At 55.2% G+C, this 20,766-nt stretch carries 19 protein-coding genes; 7 read left to right on the forward strand and 12 right to left on the reverse strand.

The annotated features are described in order from the left end of the window. Positions 1–8: 8 nt before the first annotated feature. From CMN55_RS01935 to CMN55_RS01960, 8 genes are all read right to left on the reverse strand, one after another. Entirely contained in the window at positions 9–764 is a 756-nt protein-coding gene (locus CMN55_RS01935; RefSeq protein ID WP_293947851.1) for a sulfite exporter TauE/SafE family protein, read from the reverse strand. Between the two features lie 181 nt (positions 765–945). Further along, positions 946–1,971: a LacI family DNA-binding transcriptional regulator gene (locus CMN55_RS01940; RefSeq protein WP_293947852.1), complete on the reverse strand. Its 1,026-nt coding sequence runs from the start codon at positions 1,969–1,971 to the stop codon at positions 946–948. Positions 1,972–2,103: 132 nt separating this feature from the next. Continuing rightward, positions 2,104–3,048: an NAD(P)-dependent oxidoreductase gene (locus CMN55_RS01945; RefSeq protein WP_366931939.1), complete on the reverse strand. Its 945-nt coding sequence runs from the start codon at positions 3,046–3,048 to the stop codon at positions 2,104–2,106. Beyond that, positions 3,045–4,358, reverse strand: a complete 1,314-nt coding sequence (gene eno, locus CMN55_RS16990) for a phosphopyruvate hydratase (protein WP_366931940.1) — start codon at positions 4,356–4,358, stop codon at positions 3,045–3,047. Before eno ends, CMN55_RS01945 begins: the two co-directional genes overlap by 4 nt. Then, entirely contained in the window at positions 4,351–5,352 is a 1,002-nt protein-coding gene (locus tag CMN55_RS16995; protein ID WP_366931941.1) for a phosphotransferase family protein, read from the reverse strand. The genes eno and CMN55_RS16995 overlap by 8 nt, the downstream gene beginning before the upstream one ends. Positions 5,353–5,364: 12 nt before the next feature. Then, a complete protein-coding gene (locus CMN55_RS01950) occupies positions 5,365–6,708 on the reverse strand; it encodes a TRAP transporter large permease (protein WP_293947854.1) in 1,344 nt (447 codons plus the stop codon). A gap of 34 nt (positions 6,709–6,742) precedes the next feature. After that, the gene (locus CMN55_RS01955; RefSeq protein WP_293947855.1) at positions 6,743–7,303 is read right to left on the reverse strand and encodes a TRAP transporter small permease; all 561 of its coding nucleotides are present in this window, start codon (positions 7,301–7,303) and stop codon (positions 6,743–6,745) included. Next, entirely contained in the window at positions 7,303–8,418 is a 1,116-nt protein-coding gene (locus CMN55_RS01960; RefSeq protein WP_293947856.1) for a C4-dicarboxylate TRAP transporter substrate-binding protein, read from the reverse strand. The genes CMN55_RS01955 and CMN55_RS01960 overlap by 1 nt, the downstream gene beginning before the upstream one ends. A 195-nt stretch (positions 8,419–8,613) precedes the next feature. Here CMN55_RS01960 and CMN55_RS01965 point away from each other — a divergent pair, with 195 nt between their 5' ends. The 3 genes from CMN55_RS01965 (at position 8,614) to CMN55_RS01975 (ending at position 12,075) form a co-directional block, all read left to right on the forward strand. Continuing rightward, the gene (locus CMN55_RS01965; protein ID WP_293947857.1) at positions 8,614–9,528 is read left to right on the forward strand and encodes a fumarylacetoacetate hydrolase family protein; all 915 of its coding nucleotides are present in this window, start codon (positions 8,614–8,616) and stop codon (positions 9,526–9,528) included. Positions 9,529–9,560: 32 nt separating this feature from the next. Beyond that, positions 9,561–10,379 (forward strand): polysaccharide deacetylase family protein, encoded by an 819-nt coding sequence (locus tag CMN55_RS01970; RefSeq protein ID WP_293947858.1) that lies wholly within the window; start codon positions 9,561–9,563, stop codon positions 10,377–10,379. Between the two features lie 142 nt (positions 10,380–10,521). Beyond that, positions 10,522–12,075 carry an acyl-CoA synthetase gene (locus tag CMN55_RS01975; RefSeq protein WP_293947859.1) on the forward strand — a complete coding sequence of 518 codons (1,554 nt, stop codon included), beginning with the start codon at positions 10,522–10,524 and terminating at the stop codon, positions 12,073–12,075. A 51-nt stretch (positions 12,076–12,126) separates the two neighbouring features. On the opposite strand, the gene CMN55_RS01980 is transcribed toward CMN55_RS01975, so the two are convergent. The 3 genes from CMN55_RS01980 to CMN55_RS01990 all read right to left on the reverse strand — a co-directional run bounded on the left by CMN55_RS01980 (position 12,127) and on the right by CMN55_RS01990 (position 15,037). Continuing rightward, the gene (locus CMN55_RS01980; protein WP_293947860.1) at positions 12,127–12,909 is read right to left on the reverse strand and encodes an enoyl-CoA hydratase-related protein; all 783 of its coding nucleotides are present in this window, start codon (positions 12,907–12,909) and stop codon (positions 12,127–12,129) included. A 41-nt stretch (positions 12,910–12,950) separates the two neighbouring features. Next, on the reverse strand, positions 12,951–14,147 hold the full coding sequence (locus tag CMN55_RS01985; RefSeq protein ID WP_293947861.1) for a CaiB/BaiF CoA transferase family protein: 1,197 nt from the start codon (positions 14,145–14,147) through the stop codon (positions 12,951–12,953). A 71-nt stretch (positions 14,148–14,218) separates the two neighbouring features. After that, positions 14,219–15,037: an IclR family transcriptional regulator gene (locus tag CMN55_RS01990; protein ID WP_293947862.1), complete on the reverse strand. Its 819-nt coding sequence runs from the start codon at positions 15,035–15,037 to the stop codon at positions 14,219–14,221. A 510-nt stretch (positions 15,038–15,547) separates the two neighbouring features. On the opposite strand from CMN55_RS01990, the gene CMN55_RS01995 reads away from it, so the two are divergent. The 4 genes from CMN55_RS01995 to CMN55_RS17000 are packed head-to-tail and all read left to right on the forward strand — an operon-like array spanning position 15,548 to position 19,479. After that, complete coding sequence (locus tag CMN55_RS01995; protein WP_293947863.1) at positions 15,548–16,618, forward strand: C4-dicarboxylate TRAP transporter substrate-binding protein; 1,071 nt, start codon at positions 15,548–15,550, stop codon at positions 16,616–16,618. Continuing rightward, a complete protein-coding gene (locus CMN55_RS02000; RefSeq protein ID WP_293947864.1) occupies positions 16,606–17,157 on the forward strand; it encodes a TRAP transporter small permease in 552 nt (183 codons plus the stop codon). Before CMN55_RS01995 ends, CMN55_RS02000 begins: the two co-directional genes overlap by 13 nt. A gap of 5 nt (positions 17,158–17,162) precedes the next feature. Next, the gene (locus tag CMN55_RS02005) at positions 17,163–18,503 is read left to right on the forward strand and encodes a TRAP transporter large permease (protein WP_293947865.1); all 1,341 of its coding nucleotides are present in this window, start codon (positions 17,163–17,165) and stop codon (positions 18,501–18,503) included. 34 nt (positions 18,504–18,537) lie between these two features. Continuing rightward, positions 18,538–19,479: a crotonase/enoyl-CoA hydratase family protein gene (locus tag CMN55_RS17000; protein ID WP_366931948.1), complete on the forward strand. Its 942-nt coding sequence runs from the start codon at positions 18,538–18,540 to the stop codon at positions 19,477–19,479. 27 nt (positions 19,480–19,506) lie between these two features. On the opposite strand, the gene CMN55_RS02010 is transcribed toward CMN55_RS17000, so the two are convergent. After that, positions 19,507–20,664, reverse strand: a complete 1,158-nt coding sequence (locus tag CMN55_RS02010) for an acyl-CoA dehydrogenase family protein (protein ID WP_366931949.1) — start codon at positions 20,662–20,664, stop codon at positions 19,507–19,509. Positions 20,665–20,766 lie beyond the last annotated feature (102 nt).

Here is a 20,766-nt window from a genome sequence, read left to right on the forward strand (position 1 = left end):
CAGCAGCTTCAGACAATATTTTGCCAGAAAAAGACGGCACTCATGGTAAAACCGATCAGGGCGACAATGGCTCGGATAACTGTCCGGGGCAGGGCGCGGGCAATTGGGGCGCCAACATAGCCACCGATGATGGCGGCGATCATCATGATGACTGCCTGATACCATAGCACAAGGCCGCCGACCGCAAATATGACAACGGAAATTGCCGACAGGACGAAGGAAAGACCATTTTTGAGGCCATTCATCTGATGCAGGTCAATCATGCCCCAGAGCGCGAAGATGGCCAGCAGAACAATCCCGAGACCGCCGTTGAAATAGCCGCCATAGACGCAGGCGAAAAACAGGCTGACGGTTTGCAGGCCAGATCCCGAGCGGCTGTGACGGGCGGCCCAGTTGCTGATTTCCTTTCCAAACAGAAAAACGAGGGTTGCGCCCAAAAGAAGAAACGGCACGATCAATGAAAAGGCTTCATTGGAGGAAACAAGCAGAAGAAGCGAGCCGACAAGGCCACCTGCGAGGGTGATCAGTATATGGCTCACAAGTTCGCGCCTGGAGAAGCGGGCGATTTCTTTTCGAAAGCCGAAGGCGCCGCCAAGATAGCCCGGAAAAACGGCAACGGCGCTGGTGGCATTGGCGATGACGGGGGGAACACCGGTAAAGACAAGAGCCGGGAACGTCAGAAAAGTGCCGCCGCCGGCAATTGTATTCAGGATACCGGCGCCAAAGGCGGCAAGGGTGACAAGTATGATATCCGCAAGGGGCATGTCGGTTTTTTTCAGGGCTTCCGTTGACGGGGCGAATGGCGGAATACAGAAGTATTTTGCGATATGCCCGGTTTATACCCTTCAACTCAGAATGTCATTGAATTCTTTTAATGCGTGTCGAAGGAGCCGGGCCTCGTGGAGGTTTTCAGCTCTGCGAAGAGAGTATCCGGCAAAATGACTGCTATCGGTCCAGAGCGGCCGTGCTGCCGCGGATGGTAAGCGTCGCCTTGGCGACGGAGGAATGCTGTTGATTGGTATGTTTGCCGGAATCGATATGATGCAGGAACCATAATCCGCAGGTCGTCGCCAGATCCTCGATCGGCATACAGAGGGTGGTGAGTCCCGGTCCCCACCATTTGAATTCCGGTGCGTCACCAAAGCCGACAAAGGAGAGGTCGTCCGGCACCGAAATTTTCATCTGATGCAGTGTTTCCAGAATGGCCTGGGTGACGCGGATTGTTCCAGTGATGATAGCGGTTGGCGGATTGGGGCGGTTCAGAAGCTCCTGAATGGCGTTGGCGCCATATTGCGTATAGGATGGCGGCCCGAATATCTCGATTGCCTCACTGCGGTCGATGCCCATTTCCTGAAAAGCGCGGCGAAAGCCGGTCCGCCGGGCGCTGCCCGTTGACAATTCCCGCGAACCGCCAATATAGGCAATGCGCCGGTGACCGAGCTCCAGCAGGTGCTTTGTCCCCTCGCACAGGCATTCTTCGTCATTGATGCCGAACCAGGCGGAGTTGTAGTTGTCGATCCGGCGGAGAAGCTGGACATGCGGGAAGTTATTGAGCAGATCCCGGGTCTCCCGCTTGGGCTGGGCGGTCGAGACGATGACAATCCCGGCGGCGCGGGCGCTGATCAGCTCGGTAACATGCCGGGCTTCCGTCTCCGGGTCGTTGGCAATGGAAAGCGCGAGCTGATATCCGTTTGTGCTGCAGCAGTCGGACAGGGCTTCGGCAATGGTAGCATAGAAATGGTTGCGGATATCGGGGAGCATCAGCCCGATCAGGTTGCTTTTTGCGCCGCGCATCTGGCGGGCCGGCAGATTGCCGACGTAGCCAAGACGGCTGGCCACTTCCTTGACACGTGATTTCGTTCTGGCGCTGATCCTCGGGTCATCTGCAAGGGCGCGTCCGACGGTCGAGACAGAGACATTTGCTATCTCCGCCACATCGCGCGCGGTCACCATTCTAAAGGATTGCGTCATATTTCCTGTCGTTCACCTTCAACATATTCTTCGGCTCAGATAGCACATTATTTCAACCAAAAAACAGCGATCTGCCATTATGCATTCAAGATGACACGATTTTCGAAATTTTGCAGCCATTGGCGTTCCGGTTCAGACAATCTTGTTCAGCACCGGCGAGCCATTCTGGATCCGGCGGCAGTTTTCTTCGATGACGACAAGGCTGCGGTCAATCGTTTGTGGTGTCAGCCAGGCAATATGCGGCGTCATGACAACCGTGGGAAAATCCGCCAGCGGTCCGGTATCGATTTTCGGCTCGATCTCGAAAACATCGAGCCCGGCGCCTGCAATCCTCCCCGTCGCGAGGGCGGCGGCCAGCGCGGTTTCATCGATGAGTTCGCCGCGCGCCGTATTGACAACAATCGCCCCGGGTTTGATGCGTCCGATGGTTTTACGGTTGAGAATATGATGGGTTTCGGGTGTTGCGGGAATATGCAGCGAGAGAATATCGCTGCTTTCCAGCAATTCATCAAATGAGCGGGCCCGCGCCGCGGCATTCGTCTTGACGGACCGGCTCCAGTATTGCACGTCGGCGCCAAGGGCCTTGAGCAGCGGCGCCAGCCTTTCGCCAACCGCGCCGTAACCGACAAGGCCGACAGTGCTGCCGTTGATTTCGCCAATGGCTTCCGCNTCGTTCGGGGAAAGCTGCCAGCCGACCCCCGCCCGTGTGGCGGAATTGAACGTCCCAATACGNCGCAACGTCGCCAGCATCAGGGCAAGGGTATGCTCGACCACGGCGGTTGTGTTNGTGCCGGGCATATTGGCGACGGCNATGCCGGCTTTTCTCGCCGCNTCAAGATCAATGGTGTTGACCCCGACACCAATCTTCTGAATGAGNTTCAGTTTTGGNCCCATGGCAATCATNTCNGCTGTCACCGGTTTCAGNCAATGCAGAAACACATCAGTATCAACGATTTCACGGGCGAANCCTTCTTCATCCTGTTCATTGACAACGACNATATCCANCCCTTCAACAGAGGCAAGACGGTTNNTCAGCCGATCACTGGCGGAAAATTGCAATAGGGCCTTCACNCTCACTCTCCTGCGGCACGTTNTGNTATTTCTGTTGCGAAGACCAGCCCGTCGCGTCCGGCAAATCGGGCGCGGGGGCCGAGAGNCTCCTCAATNCTCAGNCATTCGTTCCATTTTGCCATGCGTTCGGAGCGGGCGAAAGANCCGACTTTGAATTGTCCGGCATCCCANCCGGTTGANAGATGCGAAATGATGACATCNTCCGTTTCGCCGGAGCGGGCGGAGACAATNGTGCCGAGCCCGGCGGCCTTGCCNGCTTCAAGNGCCTTNCGGGTTTCNGTGATNGTGCCCGCCTGGTTNGGNTTGATNAGNACGGCNGTCANNGCCNTTNCCNCNGCNGCNNTGNTNACNCGNGCCGCATTGGTNACNAGNTAATCATCGCCAATGATCTGGCANTTGGCNCCNTAAAGCCGTGTGAANNTCTGGAAGCCTTTCGTATCATCCTCGCCAAGCGGATCTTCGACGGACAAAATNGGATAGTCGCTTAACCATTGCCCAAGGATNGCGATCCATNCGTCAGTGTCATATTTCTTGCCACCGAGCGCGAGGGTGTAAATGCCATCCTTGCCGAANTCCGAGGCGGCAATATCAAGCGAGATGCCGANCTGTTCGCCNGCCTTGAAACCGGCCCGTTCAATGGCGGTGACGAGAGTTTCCAGAACTTCNTCNTTCGAGCCGAAGGCGGGCCAGTATCCGCCTTCATCGGCNACGCCCTGGAGGATTCCACGCTCCTTCATAAGCGCTCCGGCGGCAANATAGACTTCCGCCGTCCAGTCAAGCGCTTCGGCAAAGGAGGTNGCGCCGGGGCACATAATCATGAAATCCTGGATATCGACGCGGCGGGCNGCATGGGCGCCGCCGCCAAAGATCTGGATTTCCGGCAGGGGCATNCGGATATCCCGGCCCTGNGCCAGATNCTGCCANAGNGGCAGTTTTTCGGCAGCGGCGCGGGCCTGGAGGACAGCCATGGANGTGGCGACGATTGCATTTCCGCCAAGTCGGCTGCGATTGGGNGTGCCNTCAAGCNGGATCATTGCNTGGTCNATTTCTTCCTGATTGTCCGCATCAAGTCCGATCAGCCGCGCGCCTATCTCTTCATTGACGGCGGNAATTGCNCGCCTGACATCAAGCCCGCCAAATGTTTTCCCGCCGTCGCGGAGATCAACNGCNTCNCCNCTGCCCATNGAGGCACCGGCGGGCGCAATGGCCCGCCCACGTGCGCCGCCGCCNAGNTCAATATCGACTTCGACTGTNGGTCGGCCACGGGAATCCCANACCCGGCGTCCNTAAACAGATTTAATCGTTGTATCAATCATTTGCTAAATTCCTTGCCCATGCGGTGCGAATATCGGCCAGTTGCNTTGGCGGTTCNTTGATAAGGGGCAGGGCTGTTTTCCGGACTTTTTCTTTNTCTGTTTCATTCGTAATATACTCAACNGGTGATTTNCCATCAATNCTTGCGAGGAAAANNGCAGGAAGCAATCTNGCTGTGCGNGCTTCAAGTTTTNTGGCGGCTTCCCACTTCACTTCTTTGAAATAGGCGTCTTTCAANTGGTCAAAGGCGGCGAGAAGATCGTCCNTTTTTCCTGGAACATNNACGCATTTCAANAGCAGATGGTTNAGGCAGAAGGCAAGNTCNAAGGCCGGTTCCCCNTACCANGCGCATTCCGCGTCGAGAAANATGGGNCCGTCCGTATCCATCAGGATATTTTTCGGGCTGACATCGCCATGGACNAGGGNAATCTCAGCGGCAAGCGTGTCTTCAGCGAGNNNGAGCAGCCGATCCGCGACGGNATTATGTATCTTTGCNGTTGCNTTTAAATATGGCTCGACCCGGAGNGCATCNAAGGTTTCNGGCACCCGGAANTTTTCNGCAATNCGNGGCNTNTTTGCCGTTGCCTGATGNATGCGGCCAAGGGCGGCCCCCACCTTCGCCGCAAAGGGGATATCCACNTCTCCGGCCATCAGCCGGTGTTTCCAGGTCGGCCGCTCCACAAATGCCATGGCAAAGAGTGAGGCATCNGCTTCGCAATAGAGAATTTCCGGAACNACNNCGGGACTNATCTGCATGACTTCGCGGATCCAGTTGACCTCATTGNNATTGCGCGAAAGCGGCGCNGCCCAGTGCTGGGAAACCCGAAGCTCGGGCAGCGCACGCTTAAGCACGAAACTGCGTGCCGTTGTGTCAATTCTCCAGATATCGGACGAGATGCCGCCAGTGAGGCGTTCCGCGCGAATGTCGGAACTGCCGCCTGTCAGACCACTCCGGTCAAGGAACTCTCTTGTTTCCTGATCAAGTATGGTTGTCACGACACCCTCTCGTTAAAACATCGTATTTGGCAGAAACAGCGAAATTTCTTCGAAGTTGATGATCAGATACAGCACCACCAGATCCGCAAGGATGAACAGCGCGGCCCCCTTGAATATCTGATTGATCGGCACAGCGTCTCCGACAACTGACTTGATGACAAAGACATTGATGCCGACAGGGGGGGTCACCAGCCCGACCTCGATGAGCTTCACGATGACAATGCCGAACCAGATCAAGTCATACCCCAGATTTTCAATGATCGGAATCGCAAGCGGCAAAGTCAGCAGAAGGATGCCGATGGCGTCCAGGAAAGTGCCCAGCACCAGATACAGCACGCAGATCATTAACAGGACGAGAGCCGGAGAGAAATTCTGGGCATTTGTCCAGGCGACAAGATCACTGGCAATATTGGTGATGCCGACAAAGGAAACCATCAGCTTGGCGCCAATGGCGAGCACGAAGATCACCGCGCATTGAAAGGATGTCTCACGCAGGGCTTCGCAGAAACCTTCCCAATCGAGACGCTTCAGGCCAAAACCGATGAGAATTGTAATGGCAGTCGCGGCGGCGGCCGATTCTGTGGCGGTCAGAAACCCGCTGTAGATACCCCCGATGACGACAATGGCGATGACAGCGATCGGCCAGGTGTTGAGAAGCGCCTTGATCTGTTCGCCAGTCGTTGTGGTGATATGATTTTCGGGCGCCGCACCCGGCCGGATTTTCACCCACATCAGGATCAGGATCACATAGGCAAGGACGCTGACAATGCCGGGCAGAATTCCTGCGACAAACAGCTTGCCGATGGACTGCTCGGTAAAAACGCCATAGAGAACCAGAACCAGAGAAGGCGGGATCAAAGAGCCGAGGGTGCCGCCTGCCGCGACGGAAGCGGTTGCGAGTGGTTTACTGTAACCGAACTTGAGCATTTCGGGGACGGCGATCCGGCCCATCGCGGAGGCGCAGGCCATACTGGATCCGGAGATGGAGGAGAAACCGGCGCAGCCGATCACCGATGCAATCGCAAGGCCGCCGGGCAGGCGGGGGAGCAGAATACGGATGGCGTAGAACAGGTCCGTTGTAAATCGCGCCTTATGCGCCACATGACCCAGCACGATAAACAGCGGAACCATGGTGAAGGTGTAGGTCTTGATAAAAGAAAACGGATCCGTTCCTAGAAACGCCTGCACGGGGCGCATGGCGCGTGCCGGATTGAACGCCCCGCCCGGAGGCCAGGCGAAAATGAAAAACATGCCGATGATGGATACGGCGCAGAGCGCGAAGGCAATGGGTACGCGTAGAAACAGGAGGATCAGCAGCCCCACCAGCACGGCAATCGCAAGGGTAGTCGGGTCCATTGTTATTAATACCTTTCTGGGACGGTTTTTGCGGTTACGAAAGAGGATCAGCGGTGGCGTCCGCATGAATGATGCGGGTTTTCAGGCCGAGATCCTCAAGCAGGTTGAGCAGCAGACGAATGCAGAACAGAGCGAGCGCAATCACGAAAACCAGCTTTGCGGGCCAGACCGGCAGATACAGCTCGCCTTCGTAATACTGACCGCTGTTCCAATCCTTCAGCACACCGATCCAGACACACCAGAGAATCGTGGAAAAGATGATGAGCGCAATCAGATGCGCAAAGGCGTTTAGCGGTTGGAAAAATCTTTCCGGAAGCCAGGAAGTAAAAACCTCGACCTCGATATGCCCTCGGCGCGCTGTCGCATAGGCGAAGGGCAGGGCAACGATGATCGGCATCATGTTTTCCGCCAAGACGACATCATCCGGAATTGGAAGGTTAAAAAAGGTTCTGCCCACAACGGAAAGACAAATCAGGGCGAGCAGAATGATTATCGACAGCATCGAAAATCTCAGAAAGGCGCGTTCGATGCCGCCGAGAAAGCGTTCGACAGGATTTTGTCCTGCCGAACGATCATCAAATTTGTAGCGAACCATCAGCTCTTGCCTTTACCGGCTTCCCACGGATATCCGTTCTTGTCGAAATCAGCCTGATATTTGTCGATCAGCTTTCTGTAGTGATCGGCAACTTCCTGAGCGGGCAGGCCTTTCTTGGTAACGGAGGCAATCCATTCATCCGCCAACTCGGCACCGTATTTCTTGATTTCGTCCAGCATCCCGGCCGGGGGCGCGGAATAGATAACGCCAAACTCGCCACCCGGTGCGGAGAGTTCCGCCTTTGCCTCGACGACGCGCTCAAGATGGTCAGAGACGACACGGGCGTTCAGATCATCGGAGACCCCTCGGATCAGCGCCTTGCGCTCATCGCTGAGATCATCCCAGAAATCCTTGTTCATAATAATGCCATATGCCATGACGAGACCGAAATCGAGTTCGATCACATGCTTGGCGACCTCATACTGGCGGTAGCCCTTGATGGCCAGATGATAGATCTGGTTGCATGCCACCAGGCCGGTCTGAAGTGCCTGATAGACTTCCGTCTGCGGCATGGCGATTGTGGTGGCGCCCATTCGCTTCAGAACATCGGTGTAGGGGCCGCCAGTACGGATTTCCAGACCGTTCAGGTCTTCCAGAGAGTTGATAGGTTCCTTGCAGATAAGCTGCACATTACCGGCATTGAAATTGGCGATATATTGAATGTTGTTCCGGGCGAACTGCTTCTGTACATCCTCGTTGGTTGTCGCCAGTTCATAGATCGCCTGCTGCGCCACCCAGAGATTCGACGGACCAACAAGCAGATTTCCGACTTCATAAAGATCAAGAACACCCGGTGTGTAGGAAGAGACGATCGAGCCCATATCGGCAAGACCTGAGCCGACGATACGAGGAATATCGGCCGGAGCGCCGAGGGAGCCGCCCCAGTGAATATCGAGAACAATATCACCCTTGGAGCGGGTCTCGATCTGCTCCTTGAACCACATGATGTTGTCGCCCATGCCGCCGCGGTTGGCGCCAAAATGCGCGTAGCGGATAGAAATGGGGTCGGCCATCGCGCTGAGCGGTGCGGCGACAAGCGCTGTCGCCGTGGCGACAATGCCCGCAAACAGACATGTCGCCCGCCGTGAAGAATGCCAGAATGCTTTGATTTTCATGATTAAATCTCTCCCTTGATTGATGGTTATGCTATTTTTATGCAATTGATAGCACAAGCGAAAAAAGGCGTCAATTCACAAAATATCCATGATTATATTGAGAGAAAATATAAAATAGTTGACATAATGCGGCTTCAATTGCATAAAAATGCAAACGAAAGCATTATAATAACTGAATAAATCGGGAGTATCACGATGACCGCGCCGACGCGTTATGCGCTTTGTACAATTCAGACGGAATCCGGGGCAAAACCGGCAATTGCAGTGGGGGGCAAGCACTGGTTCCTGACCAAGATTGCGCCGCAGATTGATCTTGGGGCAGGGCTGATGAGCCTGTTCGGTGACTGGCAGAAAAGTGAAAAAGCGCTGTCATCTGTTGCTGATGAGATCGCGGCGGGCAAGCATGGTGATGGTTTCGATGTTGCCGATGACAAGTTTCTGCCGCCGCTGATGTATCCCGGAAAAGTGGTCTGCGCGGGCACCAACTATATTGACCATATTCATGCGGTCGGCCGCACCAGTTTCAGCAAGGAAGAGAATATCCCCGCGATGTTCATGAAGCCGCCGACAACGGCGCTGGTCGGGGGCGGCAAGACGGCGAAGATTCCGGCCGCCTGCACGATGTATGATTGGGAAATCGAACTTGGCGTCGTGATGGGGCAGCGGATATCTGTCGGCACGCCGGTCAGCCGGGAGCTGAATGAGGTTGCTGGTTACATGCTGACGCTTGATATGTCTGCGCGGGATTTTCAACGGAATCCGAAGCATTTTGCGAAATCTGACCTGTTTATGGGCAAGGCATTTGATGCGAGCTGTCCGGCGGGACCATATTTTGTTCCGGCTAAATTTATCAAGGATCCGCAGGATCTTGATATGAAGCTCTGGCGCAATGGAAAGATTGAACAGGATTCGAACACCAAAAACATGATCTGGTCCGTTTACGAACTTCTCCAGACGCTGACCGAGAATGTAACGATGGAGCCGGGGGATCTGTTCCTGACGGGAACACCGGCCGGGACCGGCATTGAGAGCGGTGTCTATGCCGACCGGGGCGACAAGATCGAGGCGGAGATCGCGGGACTAGGTCGTCTCAAGGTGGAAATCTACTGACCGTAGCATCACACTTCCCGGAGGGAGGAAACATGTTGAACCAGTTGAATGGATGGGGGCCAGACGGTAAACGGGCGGCCATCAGCATAACCTTCGATAACATGGGGGAGGCGTCCGAACTTGAACGCGGCCTCGATCCCGTGATGGGGGAAAGTGGCAAGCATTCCTCGCTCGAAATTCTGCCGGACCTGCTGCGTATACTGGAAGGCTCAAAAATCACTTATTTTGTCGAAGGGCTGAACTGCGAAATGTATCCCGATGTGGTCAAGGCCGTGCAGGCCGCGGGCCATGAGATCGGGGTGCATGGCTGGCGGCATGAAAACTGGGGGACGACGGACGCCGCCCGGCGCGGGGATGCTCTTAAACGGTCAACCGATGCCTTCCGGGCTCTCGGTGTGGATGTCAAAGGCTTTCGCCCGCCGGGAGGCAAAGTCGATGCAGCGGCGCTGCGCAAGGAATGTATGGCGGTCGGCCTTAATTTCGCCTCCCCCCTTGGGGAGATCGGGGACGACACGGAAGAGGGCGGTTTTACATCCCTGCCTTTCGCCTGGCAACATGTGGATGCCTATATGCTGCATCCCGGTCTCGGAGCGCTCCGGCAGATGTTCGGGGACCCGGAAGAGCCCGTTTCCCTCGACCAGTGGGGCAGAGTGATTGATGATCTGTTGCAAAAGGTAAAGCGTGAAGGCAGTCATGCAACGCTGATTTTTCATCCTTCCATGCTGGTCACAAGCGAAAAGGCGGTTGATATATTCGCTGGTTTCGTCAAATCTGTCCGGGAGGATGAGGATGTCTGGGCGCCGACCTGCAGTGAGCTGGTGGGCTGGCTTGAACAGAACGGACAAGGCTGAATAGAACAGAAGGCTTTCCTTCTCCCACCCGGCGTCGTATCTTCAGGAAAGCGGTGCCGGGTATTGCGTTCTCGACCGGGTCAAGCAATCTGTCCGCACTGCAAAGAATAAGAAAAAGAACAAGCTGAGGAGTTTTTTCAATATGTCAGGTGCGGGAAATCCGTTGTTGTCTGGCGGTGTGGCCGTCAATGACCGTTTTATATCCTTTGAGGCGATGGATGAGCGTGTAAAACGCGTTGCCGGTGGATTGTCCTCTCTTGGGGTGACGGCGGGCGATTGTGTCGCCCTGCTTCTGCGCAATGATACCCCCTTTCTGGAGGTCAGCTACGGCGCCATGTTGCTGGGTGCCTATGTTGTGCCGATTAACTGGCATTTCATGGCGGATGAGGTGCTTTATATCCTGGATGATTGCGCCGCGAAGGTGCTGGTGGCGCATAGTGACCTGCTTGTGGCGCTGGATGCCGAACTTCCGAAAGGCGTAGCGGTGATTGAGGTGGATACGTCCTTTGATATCGTTGCCCGCCCTGTCGCAGACGGACATCGCCGTGATAAAAATCCGAAAATTCTGGAATATGAACGCTGGATTGGGTCGCAACAGCCTTATGATCGGCCGGCGATTCCGGCGCCACAAAGCATGATTTACACCTCCGGTACAACGGGTCGTCCGAAAGGCGTGCGCCGGGAAGTGCCATCCCCCAAACAGATTGAGGCTGTCGTCAATATGCGGGCGGATGTATACGGGCTTGTCTCCGGTATTCGTGCCCTGCTCGCCGGGCCAATGTATCACGCGGCGCCGAATTCATTTGGCACACGGGCGGGACAGATTGCCGATCTTTTCGTGATTGAACCCTATTTCGATGCGGAACGCTTCCTGCAGATTGTAGAGGCGCAGAAAATCGATACCACTTTCATGGTGCCAACCATGTTTATCCGCCTGCTGCGCCTGCCTGAAGATGTGAGGGCAAAATATGATGTTTCCTCTCTGAAGCATGTCATTCATGCGGGCTCTCCCTGTCCGGGGGATGTAAAAAAGGCAATGATCGACTGGCTGGGGCCGATCGTGCATGAATATTACGGGGGGACGGAATCCGGCGCTGTCACCTTTATAACTGCTGAGGAATCGCTTAAAAAGCCGGGCTCCGTCGGGCGGCCATACGGGGATACCATTATCCGCATTTATGATGATGCGGGGAAAGTCCTCCCCGCCGGGGAGGTTGGTCATATCTATGTCCGCATGCCGGATTATCCGGACTTCACCTATCACAATGCGCCGGAAAAACGCAAAGAGGTTGGCCTCGACGGGCTGATCACCTGCGGGGATATGGGATATCTGGATGAAGACGGGTATCTTTTTATACGGGATCGCAAGAATGACATGGTGATCTCCGGCGGGGTAAATATTTACCCGGCGGAAATCGAGGCTGTGCTGATCCAGCTGCCGGGTGTGAAGGACTGCGCTGTCTTCGGCATCCCGCATCCGGAATTCGGGGAAACTCTGATCGCGTTTATCGAGCCACTGGAAGGGGTGGAGCTTGATATTGGGACCGTGCGCGAACAGATGGGCAAGCAGCTTGCCGGTTACAAGGTGCCGCGGCGCATGGAAATTCGCCACAACCTGCCACGGGAAGACAGCGGCAAGATCTTCAAGAAGCATCTGCGTGCGCCCTTCTGGGCGGAGGCCGGACGCCAGATCTGAACATAAAAAAGCCCGGGAAAACCCGGGCTTTTCGCATTTGTTCTAAAATAATTATTCGCCTTTGAAAACCGCCTGGCGTTTTTCCAGAAAGGCGGCAACACCTTCACGGGAATCATAACAGTCCCGCAGCTCCGCGTTGATTTCCAGCTCCCGGCGGAACTGGGTCTTGAAGTCGTTGTCCACGCTTTCATCAACCGCCTGGCGGGTCATATGCAGGGCATAAGTCGGCCCGTCCGCCAGTTTGGTCGCGAGGGCCTTTGCTTCCGTCATCAGCTTGTTATCATCAAAAACATCGCTGACCAGTCCCCAGTCGAGCGCCTTTTCCGCCGATAGCGGTTCATTCGTCATCATCAGGCGGAGAGAGCGGGAGCGCCCGATTGCCTGTGGCAGCAGATAGGTGGATCCGAGGTCGGGCGCGAGGCCGATGCGGCTGAACACCTGAATGAACTTGGCGGAGCGGGCGGCGAGCAGAATGTCCCCGGCAAGGGCGAGGGAAAATCCGCCGCCTGCGGCCACGCCATTGACTGCCGTAATCACGGGGACGCGGCAGTTGCGAATACCGTTGATGGAATCGAAATAGCAGCCGGTGTAAAGCTCGACGATGTCCGCATCTGCGGGCGGCCGGTTGCGCAGGTCCTGTCCGGCGCAAAAACCACGCCCGGCCCCGGTCAGGATCAGGGCACGGATATCCTTATTTTCGTCAATGATCTTCAGGGCATCCTGAATTTCATACATCAGATCGAAGGTCATCGAGTTTAATGCTTCCGGCCTGTTCAGCGTCAGTGTCGCCACCTTGCCGTCGATTTCAAAAGTGGTGTTCGTAAAGTTTCCCATGTCAAACTCCCGGGACATTCAGTGCGGTTTTTTTAATGTTGTTATTTCGCCTGTAGCGTGACTTTCTTTTCAAGCAGCCGGTCGATTTCATTCTGATCCAGCCCTGCCTCAAGGAGGATTTCAACGCTTTCCTGTCCGAGATGCGGCGGCATTTTGCGGATTTCTGACGGTGTCTTTGAAAAGCGGATCGGCGGGTCGATCATCCGCAACTTGCCTTCCGTCGGATGGTCAACAAATTTCCAGAAACCGGAGGCATTGAGTTGTTCATCATCCAGCAGCATTTCCTTGGTCATGACGGTCTGGACGGGGATATTCTTCTCATCCAGAATCTGCTGCCACTCGGCGCAGGAACGGGTCGCGATAATATCCGCGAGGGTGCCATAAACCGTTTCGGAGTTGGCAATACGGGCCCCGAAAGTCTTGAAGACCGGATCTTCCTTGAGTTCCGGCCGACCGGCAATATCAAAGAGGTCAAACCAGTTGCGATCCGTGTAGGGAAGAACAGCGAGATAGCCGTCCGTTGTCGCATAGGGCTTGCGCATGGTGTTGAGCAGCCGTTCATATCCCATCGGGGCAATCGGCGGCTCGAAGGTCGCGCCATAGAGATGCTCGACCATTGAAAAGTCGACCAGCGCTTCAAACATCGGCACCTCGATGGCCTGTCCGCCCGTGCCGCGTTCCCGCCCGACCAGCGCCGAAAGAATGGCCATGGCAATGTTGTAGGAGGAGGTCTTGTCCGCCATGATTGTCGGAACATAACGCGGCTGGTCGGAGGCGATGGTCATCAGATCGGTAATGCCGGAGGCGGCCTGAATGATATCGTCGTAGGCGGGCTTGTCCGCGAGCGGCCCGTCGGCACGGAACCCGTAAGCGGCGCAATAGATCAGATCCGGAAATTCCTCCTTGAACTTGTCATATTCGAGCCCGAGCTTGCTGCAAACCTTGGGCCGCAGGTTATGGACGAAGACATCCGCTGTCCGGATGATCTTGAACAGGGCTTCCCGGCCGTCCGGCTGGGTGAGGTCCAGTACGATGCTGCGCTTATTACGGTTGGTTGACAGAAAGAGTGATCCCATGCCCGGGTTTCGCTTCGGGCCGGAGGCGCGGGTTGTGTCGCCCTGCGGCGTTTCGACCTTGATAATATCTGCGCCCATATCGCCGAGAATCTGGGTCGCCCAGGGGCCCATGATAACCGTCGTCAGTTCCACCACGCGAATGCCGTCTAACGTGCCTGCCATTTCTTATTTTCCTGTTCGTTTTTTAGTCTGGTGATCATTGTCGGCGACGCGGCCCCATGACCGGGAGTCGTTCAGACCGTGTCGCTGTCTGGAAGTTTTCCGCCCAGAAGCCGAGTAGCCTCCTGAGCGGCTCTTATTACGAGCGCCTCATTTTTTTCCTTGTTCTTTCTCATCCGCTCTGTCGGACCGGCGAGCATCATGGCGGCCAGAACCTCTCCGCTTGCGGAGTAGATCGGGGCCGCCAGCCCGCTGGCGCCGCTTAACCTTTCATCATGCGTTCGGGCAATACCTTCCCGTCGTATGGCTGAAATGGCCGTACGCAATTCGGTTTTGCCCGTCAGGGTCTGCTCCGTAAATCGCTTGCGCGGGCAGTTGGCCAGATAGCTTTCAAACTGTTCCGGCTGAAATCCGGCGAGGAACAGTTTCCCGGCCACCGTGCAATGCAATTCGCGGCGCTCCCCCAAGGTTACTGTGTAGCGGATTGAGTTGGGACTTTCAACTTTATCGAGGAAGGGGACGAGATATTCATCATGCACCAGGCTGGCAATGATGGCGGTTTCCCCGGTTTCCTGGACAAGGTTGACAAGAATGGGGTGCAGAAGAGGAACAAACTCCTGATTTGTCACGACTCTCATGGCAAGCGCAAGGAAGCGCGGGCCGAGAATATAGCGCCCTGTATTGTCCCGTTTGAGGCATTTCTGATCGGTCAGTCCGCCAAGTAATCCAACCAGGCTGGACTTCGGGATAGTTGCGGACTTTGCAATCTCCGACAGTGTGAGCCCGGCGCTGGCATTCGTTAGCGCTTCCAGGATGGCCATGATGCGTTCTATGGACCGCGGCCCCTTGTCCGACGAAGACGCGGCTGTGTTCATTCGGGAGGCATTGTCCATGTCTTTTCCTGATTTAAATATTGCCAACTGATTCCACTCTATCTCAGCCGCCAGGTAAGGGCTGTTCTGCAGGCGAGATTACCATAAAATGTTCGTATATATGAATAATAAAACGAATATATGAACAAAAATTGAAACCGAAAATCCAAGTAACGCCAGTTTTCTGCATTTGTCAAGAATGCGGACCGGTCAGAGAGAACGTCCGCTCACGATAAAAAAATAAATTGACAGCCGGAGCAATTATCATATCATCGTTCGAATATAAGATTAAATGTTCGAATATACGAACAAAAAGACGTTTCGGAAAAAAAAGATACGTCGCGGAGGTGGGTATCCGAAAATTGCCGACTGGACGACGACAAGGGGGCGCCGGGCGCATTATCACTTAAATCAGGGGGCCGCGAGATGCGGTTAAACGCGAAGATATCAATCAAAAAGTCAATCAATGCTTCGCGGCTGTTCAGGGCCACAGCGAGAGAAGATTGGTCCGGGAATAACATGGAGAGGAATATGAAAAAGCTATCCACATTTAATATCCTGCTCAGCGCCGGACTGATCGGTGTTTTGCTGGCGGGGTCGGCGCAGGCTGAGCAAATACTGACCTGGACTGACGGGGCGCCCAATCGCGGCACGCGGGTTGAAGCGACGATCTGGCTTGGAGATCAGCTTGCAGAGCGGACGGATGGGGCGCTCAAGATTGATTATCACTGGGGCGGGGCGTTGATGAACTTCAAAGCCGCGACAAAGGGCATTGGTTCCGGTGCCGCTGACATGGGGCTGATGGTTGGCGCTTATAACCCGACACTGCATCCGGGATATTCGCTGGCGGATCTGCCGATGCCCTATTCCGATCCCTGGGTCGGGAACCGCGCGATTTACGATCTGGTGCAGGGCAATGCCGATTTGCAGGCGGAGTTTCACAAACTGAATCTGCAATATATCACCAATATCACGACCACTCAGATCGAACTCATATGCAAGGACAAGACCGTCAAGTCACTTGAGGATATCAAGGGCCTGAAGGTCCGTGGCACGGGCGTTTACATGAAGGTGTTCGGCGACCTCGGCGCGACCCCGGTCAATATGAGCTCGGCGGAGGCTTATCAGGGCATTTCGACGGGATTGCTCGATTGCACGCAGATCTATGGATATGCGATCCCGGCGTTCAAGCTGGAAGAAGTCGCGAATGAGGTGACCAAGCTGGACTGGGGCGCACTGATGGGCATGGCCTTTGTCATGAACAAGGATGTTTATGATGCCCTGCCAGACGACCAAAAGAAAACTCTGAACCAGCTCGGCTCCGATTTCATTGATCATTATGCGGAAAAAATCATGGAAGGGAATGCCAAGGCATATGAAAATATCGCGGCGGGCAAGGATGGCAACAAGGTCAATATTTCTGATTTGCCGGATGCCGAGAAAGCCAAGCTGGTTGAAGCAAGCGCCCCTTATATCGAAGAATGGCGTGCCGCGGCGAAGGCGTCCGGCCTCGATGCGGACGGTATCTATGACCAGTATATGGCGCTGCTTAAAAAATATGATGATGAGCGCAAGGCCAAGGGATATCCATGGAACCGATAGGCGACAGGGAGGTCGCGGCGGCGGGGCCGCGCTTCCTTTTGAAACTGGAAGGGGCGCTCGTCGCCCTTTCGATTTGTTGCACTTTGCTCATCTGTTTTATCATCACCACAACGATTATTGGCCGGACCCTGTTTGGTATTGCCGTACCCGATGACGTCATCATGGTGCGGGAATTGATGATCGGGGCGGTCGTCCTGCCGCTCGCAAGTGTCGCGGCGCATCGCATGCATATCATGATCGAAGTCTTTACCAGCATGCTGCCGGAGAGTTTTCAACCCTGGCTCAATCTGCTGGGATCTCTGATTGGCAGTATCATGCTCCTGCCCGTCCTCTATGGCGGGTATCTTGGTTTTGTCAGTGTTGTCTCGGAAGGGGCGTATTTTTTTGGCGAACTTGATTTGCCTGAATGGCCTGGTCGTCTGATCTTTCTGCTTGGATACAGCGTTTTTATGCTGCGTCTTTTTGTTTTGAGCTGGCAGGATTTGGCGGCGGCAGTACAGTCCGTTTCCCGCTCATCTTCTCACCGTCATCAGGGATAGTCTTCATGGATCCGACAACCATCAGTCTGATCGGCCTGATCATTACTATTTTGCTGTTTTGCCTGCGGGTGCCAATCGGTTTTGCGCTTGCGGGCCTTGCCATTACCTGCACCTACCTTTTCTACGGTTTCCGCTTCGGTGATGAGTTTCAGGCGGGAAGAGCGCTCCATCCGACACTGACCTTGATATCATCGAATGTGTTCGAGTTTCTGCACTCCTATCCGCTCAGTATGGTGCCGCTGTTCATTGCGCTTGGCCATATTTCCTATCATGCCAAGATCACCACGGATATATATTACGCCGTCCGTGTCTGGCTTGCGCGGGTTCCGGGCGGGCTTGCCATGGCGTCGGCGGTGGGCTGTACTGGTTTTTCGGCCATTACCGGGTCGAGCCTCGCCTGCGCCTCTGCCATGGGGCGCATCTGCATCCCGGAGATGCTGCGCTATAACTACAGTCCGCAGCTTGCCACCTCGACGGTTGCAATCGGGGGCACGCTTGGCGCATTAATCCCGCCCAGTATCCTGTTCATCATGTATGGGCTGTTTACCGAGCAATCCATCAACAAGCTGTTTCTGGCGGGCGTTATTCCGGGGCTGTTGTCGCTTGCCGGCATACTGGTCGTTATCTTCATCTGGTCGAAGCTGAAGCCGGACGCGGCGCCGGTTGTCGATACAACGGTGAGTGCGTCGGAGCGCTGGCGTGCGACATTTCGCGCCTGGCCTGCCTTTACACTGTTTCTGCTGATTATCGGGGGTATCTACGGCGGAATCTTCACGGCGACGGAGGCGGCGGCGGTTTCCATGTTCTTCGCGCTTGTCTATGGCACTCTTAGCCGCCGTTTGTCATGGAAGGATTTTGTCTCCTCCATGAAGGATACGGCCTTGCAGACCGCAACGATTTTCTTCATTGCTGTCTGCGCGAAGATGTTTGTCGCCTTTGTTTCGCTCACCGGCCTCACGCATGAAGTCATCGGATTTATAGATGCCCTTGGTCTGCCCAACTGGGCGATCCTTGTGATGATTGCGTTGGTCTATCTGGTGATGGGGATGTTTCTTGATCCGCTTGGCATCATGCTGCTGACCCTGCCATTTGTCATTCCGTTGATTGAAGGGATGGGGATGGATCTCATCTGGTTCGGCGTCATTGTCGTCAAGCTGCTGGAGATCGGTCTGATCACGCCGCCGGTGGGCCTCAATGTGTTCGTCATCAACGGTGTCGTCAATAACGCCATTGCCGTGCATACGATTTTCCGGGGTGTGATCAATTTCCTGGCCATGGATCTGGTCGTGCTCGGCCTGCTGCTCGCCTTCCCGATTTTATCATTGCTGCTTCCGAGTTCACTCTAAGGGTGGTGGATCTGACAAATCCGGTTTCAAAAAGATAAGGAAAAAGAAAATGAAGGAATTTGAACATATCATTTATGAACCTGTCGATGGTCGGGCCCGGATCACGCTGAACCGGCCGGAAAAACGCAATGCTCTGTCCATTCCTTTGTTGCAGGAGCTGAGCGAGGCTNTGTGGGAGGCGGANAATGATACGGCGGTTCATTGCGTTATTTTGCGGGGNGCNGGCAAGGCATTTTCNGCNGGATATGACCTGACGCCCAATCTNAATGCCCCGGCAAGCGGGGCCGGAAGCGACCGCAAATACCGCGATGGCGGNATATATGCGGATAGTCCGGCGATTGATGATGATATCTGGCGGNTGGAATACAGNCAGCGNCTGCGCATGGTCATTTTCGATATGCACAAGCCCGTGATCGCCCAGATNCANGGNCATTGNCTTGCGGGCGGNGCGGATATCGCCCTGCTNTGCGATATGATCATCGCGGCCGATGANGCNGTGATCGGCTTTCCCCCGGCGCGGGATCTGGGATCGCTGCCCAATCAGATGTGGGTCTANCANTGCGGCCCGCAATGGGCGAANCGGCTCGTTCTCACCGGCGATACCATNACNGGCAAGGAGGCGNCGCAGATCGGTCTTGTCATGAANTCGGTGCCGCCGGAATATCTGGAGCGGGANGTNGANACGCTTGCGGACCGGCTNGCNAAAATCGATGCGGATCTNCTGTCCGCCAACAAGCGGATTGTCAATCTNGGNCTTGAGTTGATGGGNGCGCGCACGCTGCAACGGCTGGCGGCGGAAAATGACGGCCGGGCGCANCTGGCNCGCGGNACACGGTTTTTCCGTAAAACGGCNAAAGAGCAGGGGCTGAAGGCGGCCCTCGCCGATCGGGATGTCGGCTTCGGCGAGGGCAGCGTCCGNGTNAATGGNCCGGAANTNCGNGANGAAAACGGNTTTCTGATNGANCCTTCAGAATAATNANNGNTTTCTCCGGGGGTGCGCAGGTTATTTGCCGGTTGGCANAATNCCCATTTCCTTGCAGATNACCTGCAGCATCACCTCATTNGCGCCGCCGCCGACGGCGGTCTGGCGCGCTTCGCGATAAATGCGGGTGATATAGCTTTCATTCATGAAGCCNTGACCGCCCCAGAACTGNGTCAGNTCNACCGGNATTTCCATGGANANNCGGCCNATCAGATATTTNGCCATACTGGCGAGTTTCGTCACATTCTCNCCGGCGACATATTTCTCCGTCGCCTGATAGAGCAGGGCGCGAACGGATTCGATCTTGGCCTGAAACTCGGCAATCTTGAAATGGATGATCTGNTTATCGAGCAACGGTTTACCGAANGCAACGCGCTGCGACAGATAGGCGATGGTTTCCTCAATCGCCTGNTCCAGAAAACGGATNGAGCGGGCGACAACGAACAGCCGNTCTTCCTGNAACTGCTGCATCTGATAGATAAAGCCTCGGCCTTCTTCGCCAATCAGGTTGCGCTGTGGNACGCGCACATCATCAAANAAGAGGAGGGCNGTATCCGATGATTTATATCCCACCTTGTCGAGCTTCTGGCCGACCGANACNCCCTTGGCTTTCAGGGGAACGATGATCAGNGATTTGTTCCTGTGCGGACCATTNTCGGTGGAGGTGTTGACGAGCAGACAGATCCAGTCACCCTGCACGCCGTTGGTNATCCACATCTTGGAGCCGTTGATGATGTAATCATCGCCNTCNTTNCGGGCNNTGGTCTTGAGGCTGGCAACGTCCGATCCTGCGCCCGCCTCGCTCACNCCGATACAGCCGACNAGATCACCNGCGATGGTGGGGGCGAGATATTCACGCTTCAACTCNTCAGAACCAAAGCTTGTGAGCGCGGGCGTGCACATATTTGTCTGCACACCAATGGCGGAGCAGATNCCCATGGTGCGAAGATTGCCAAGTTCTTCGGCAAAGGCGACTTCATAGGAGAAATCGAGCGCCGATCCGCCATATTCGACCGGNTTGCCGATCCCGAGAAGNCCGGCATCGCCNAGTTTNTTCATNACCTGATGGGCGGGGAAAATNCCTTCTTCCTCCCACTGGTCGATATAGGGGTTGATATGTTCNTCGACAATCCGCCGGGTGACGCGGCGGATTTCNTCATGTTCATGNGTCCAGATCATTGTTGGTGCCTTTATATTGGANAGGTCAAATGAGACAGCGGAAGTTNAGANNTCCAGCCAGCCTTTGATGACCACATCGTCATTCTGGGTTTTGACATANAC

Source organism: Sneathiella sp., assembly GCF_002694385.1.
In the GTDB taxonomy this organism is placed as follows: Bacteria; Pseudomonadota; Alphaproteobacteria; order Sneathiellales; family Sneathiellaceae; genus Sneathiella.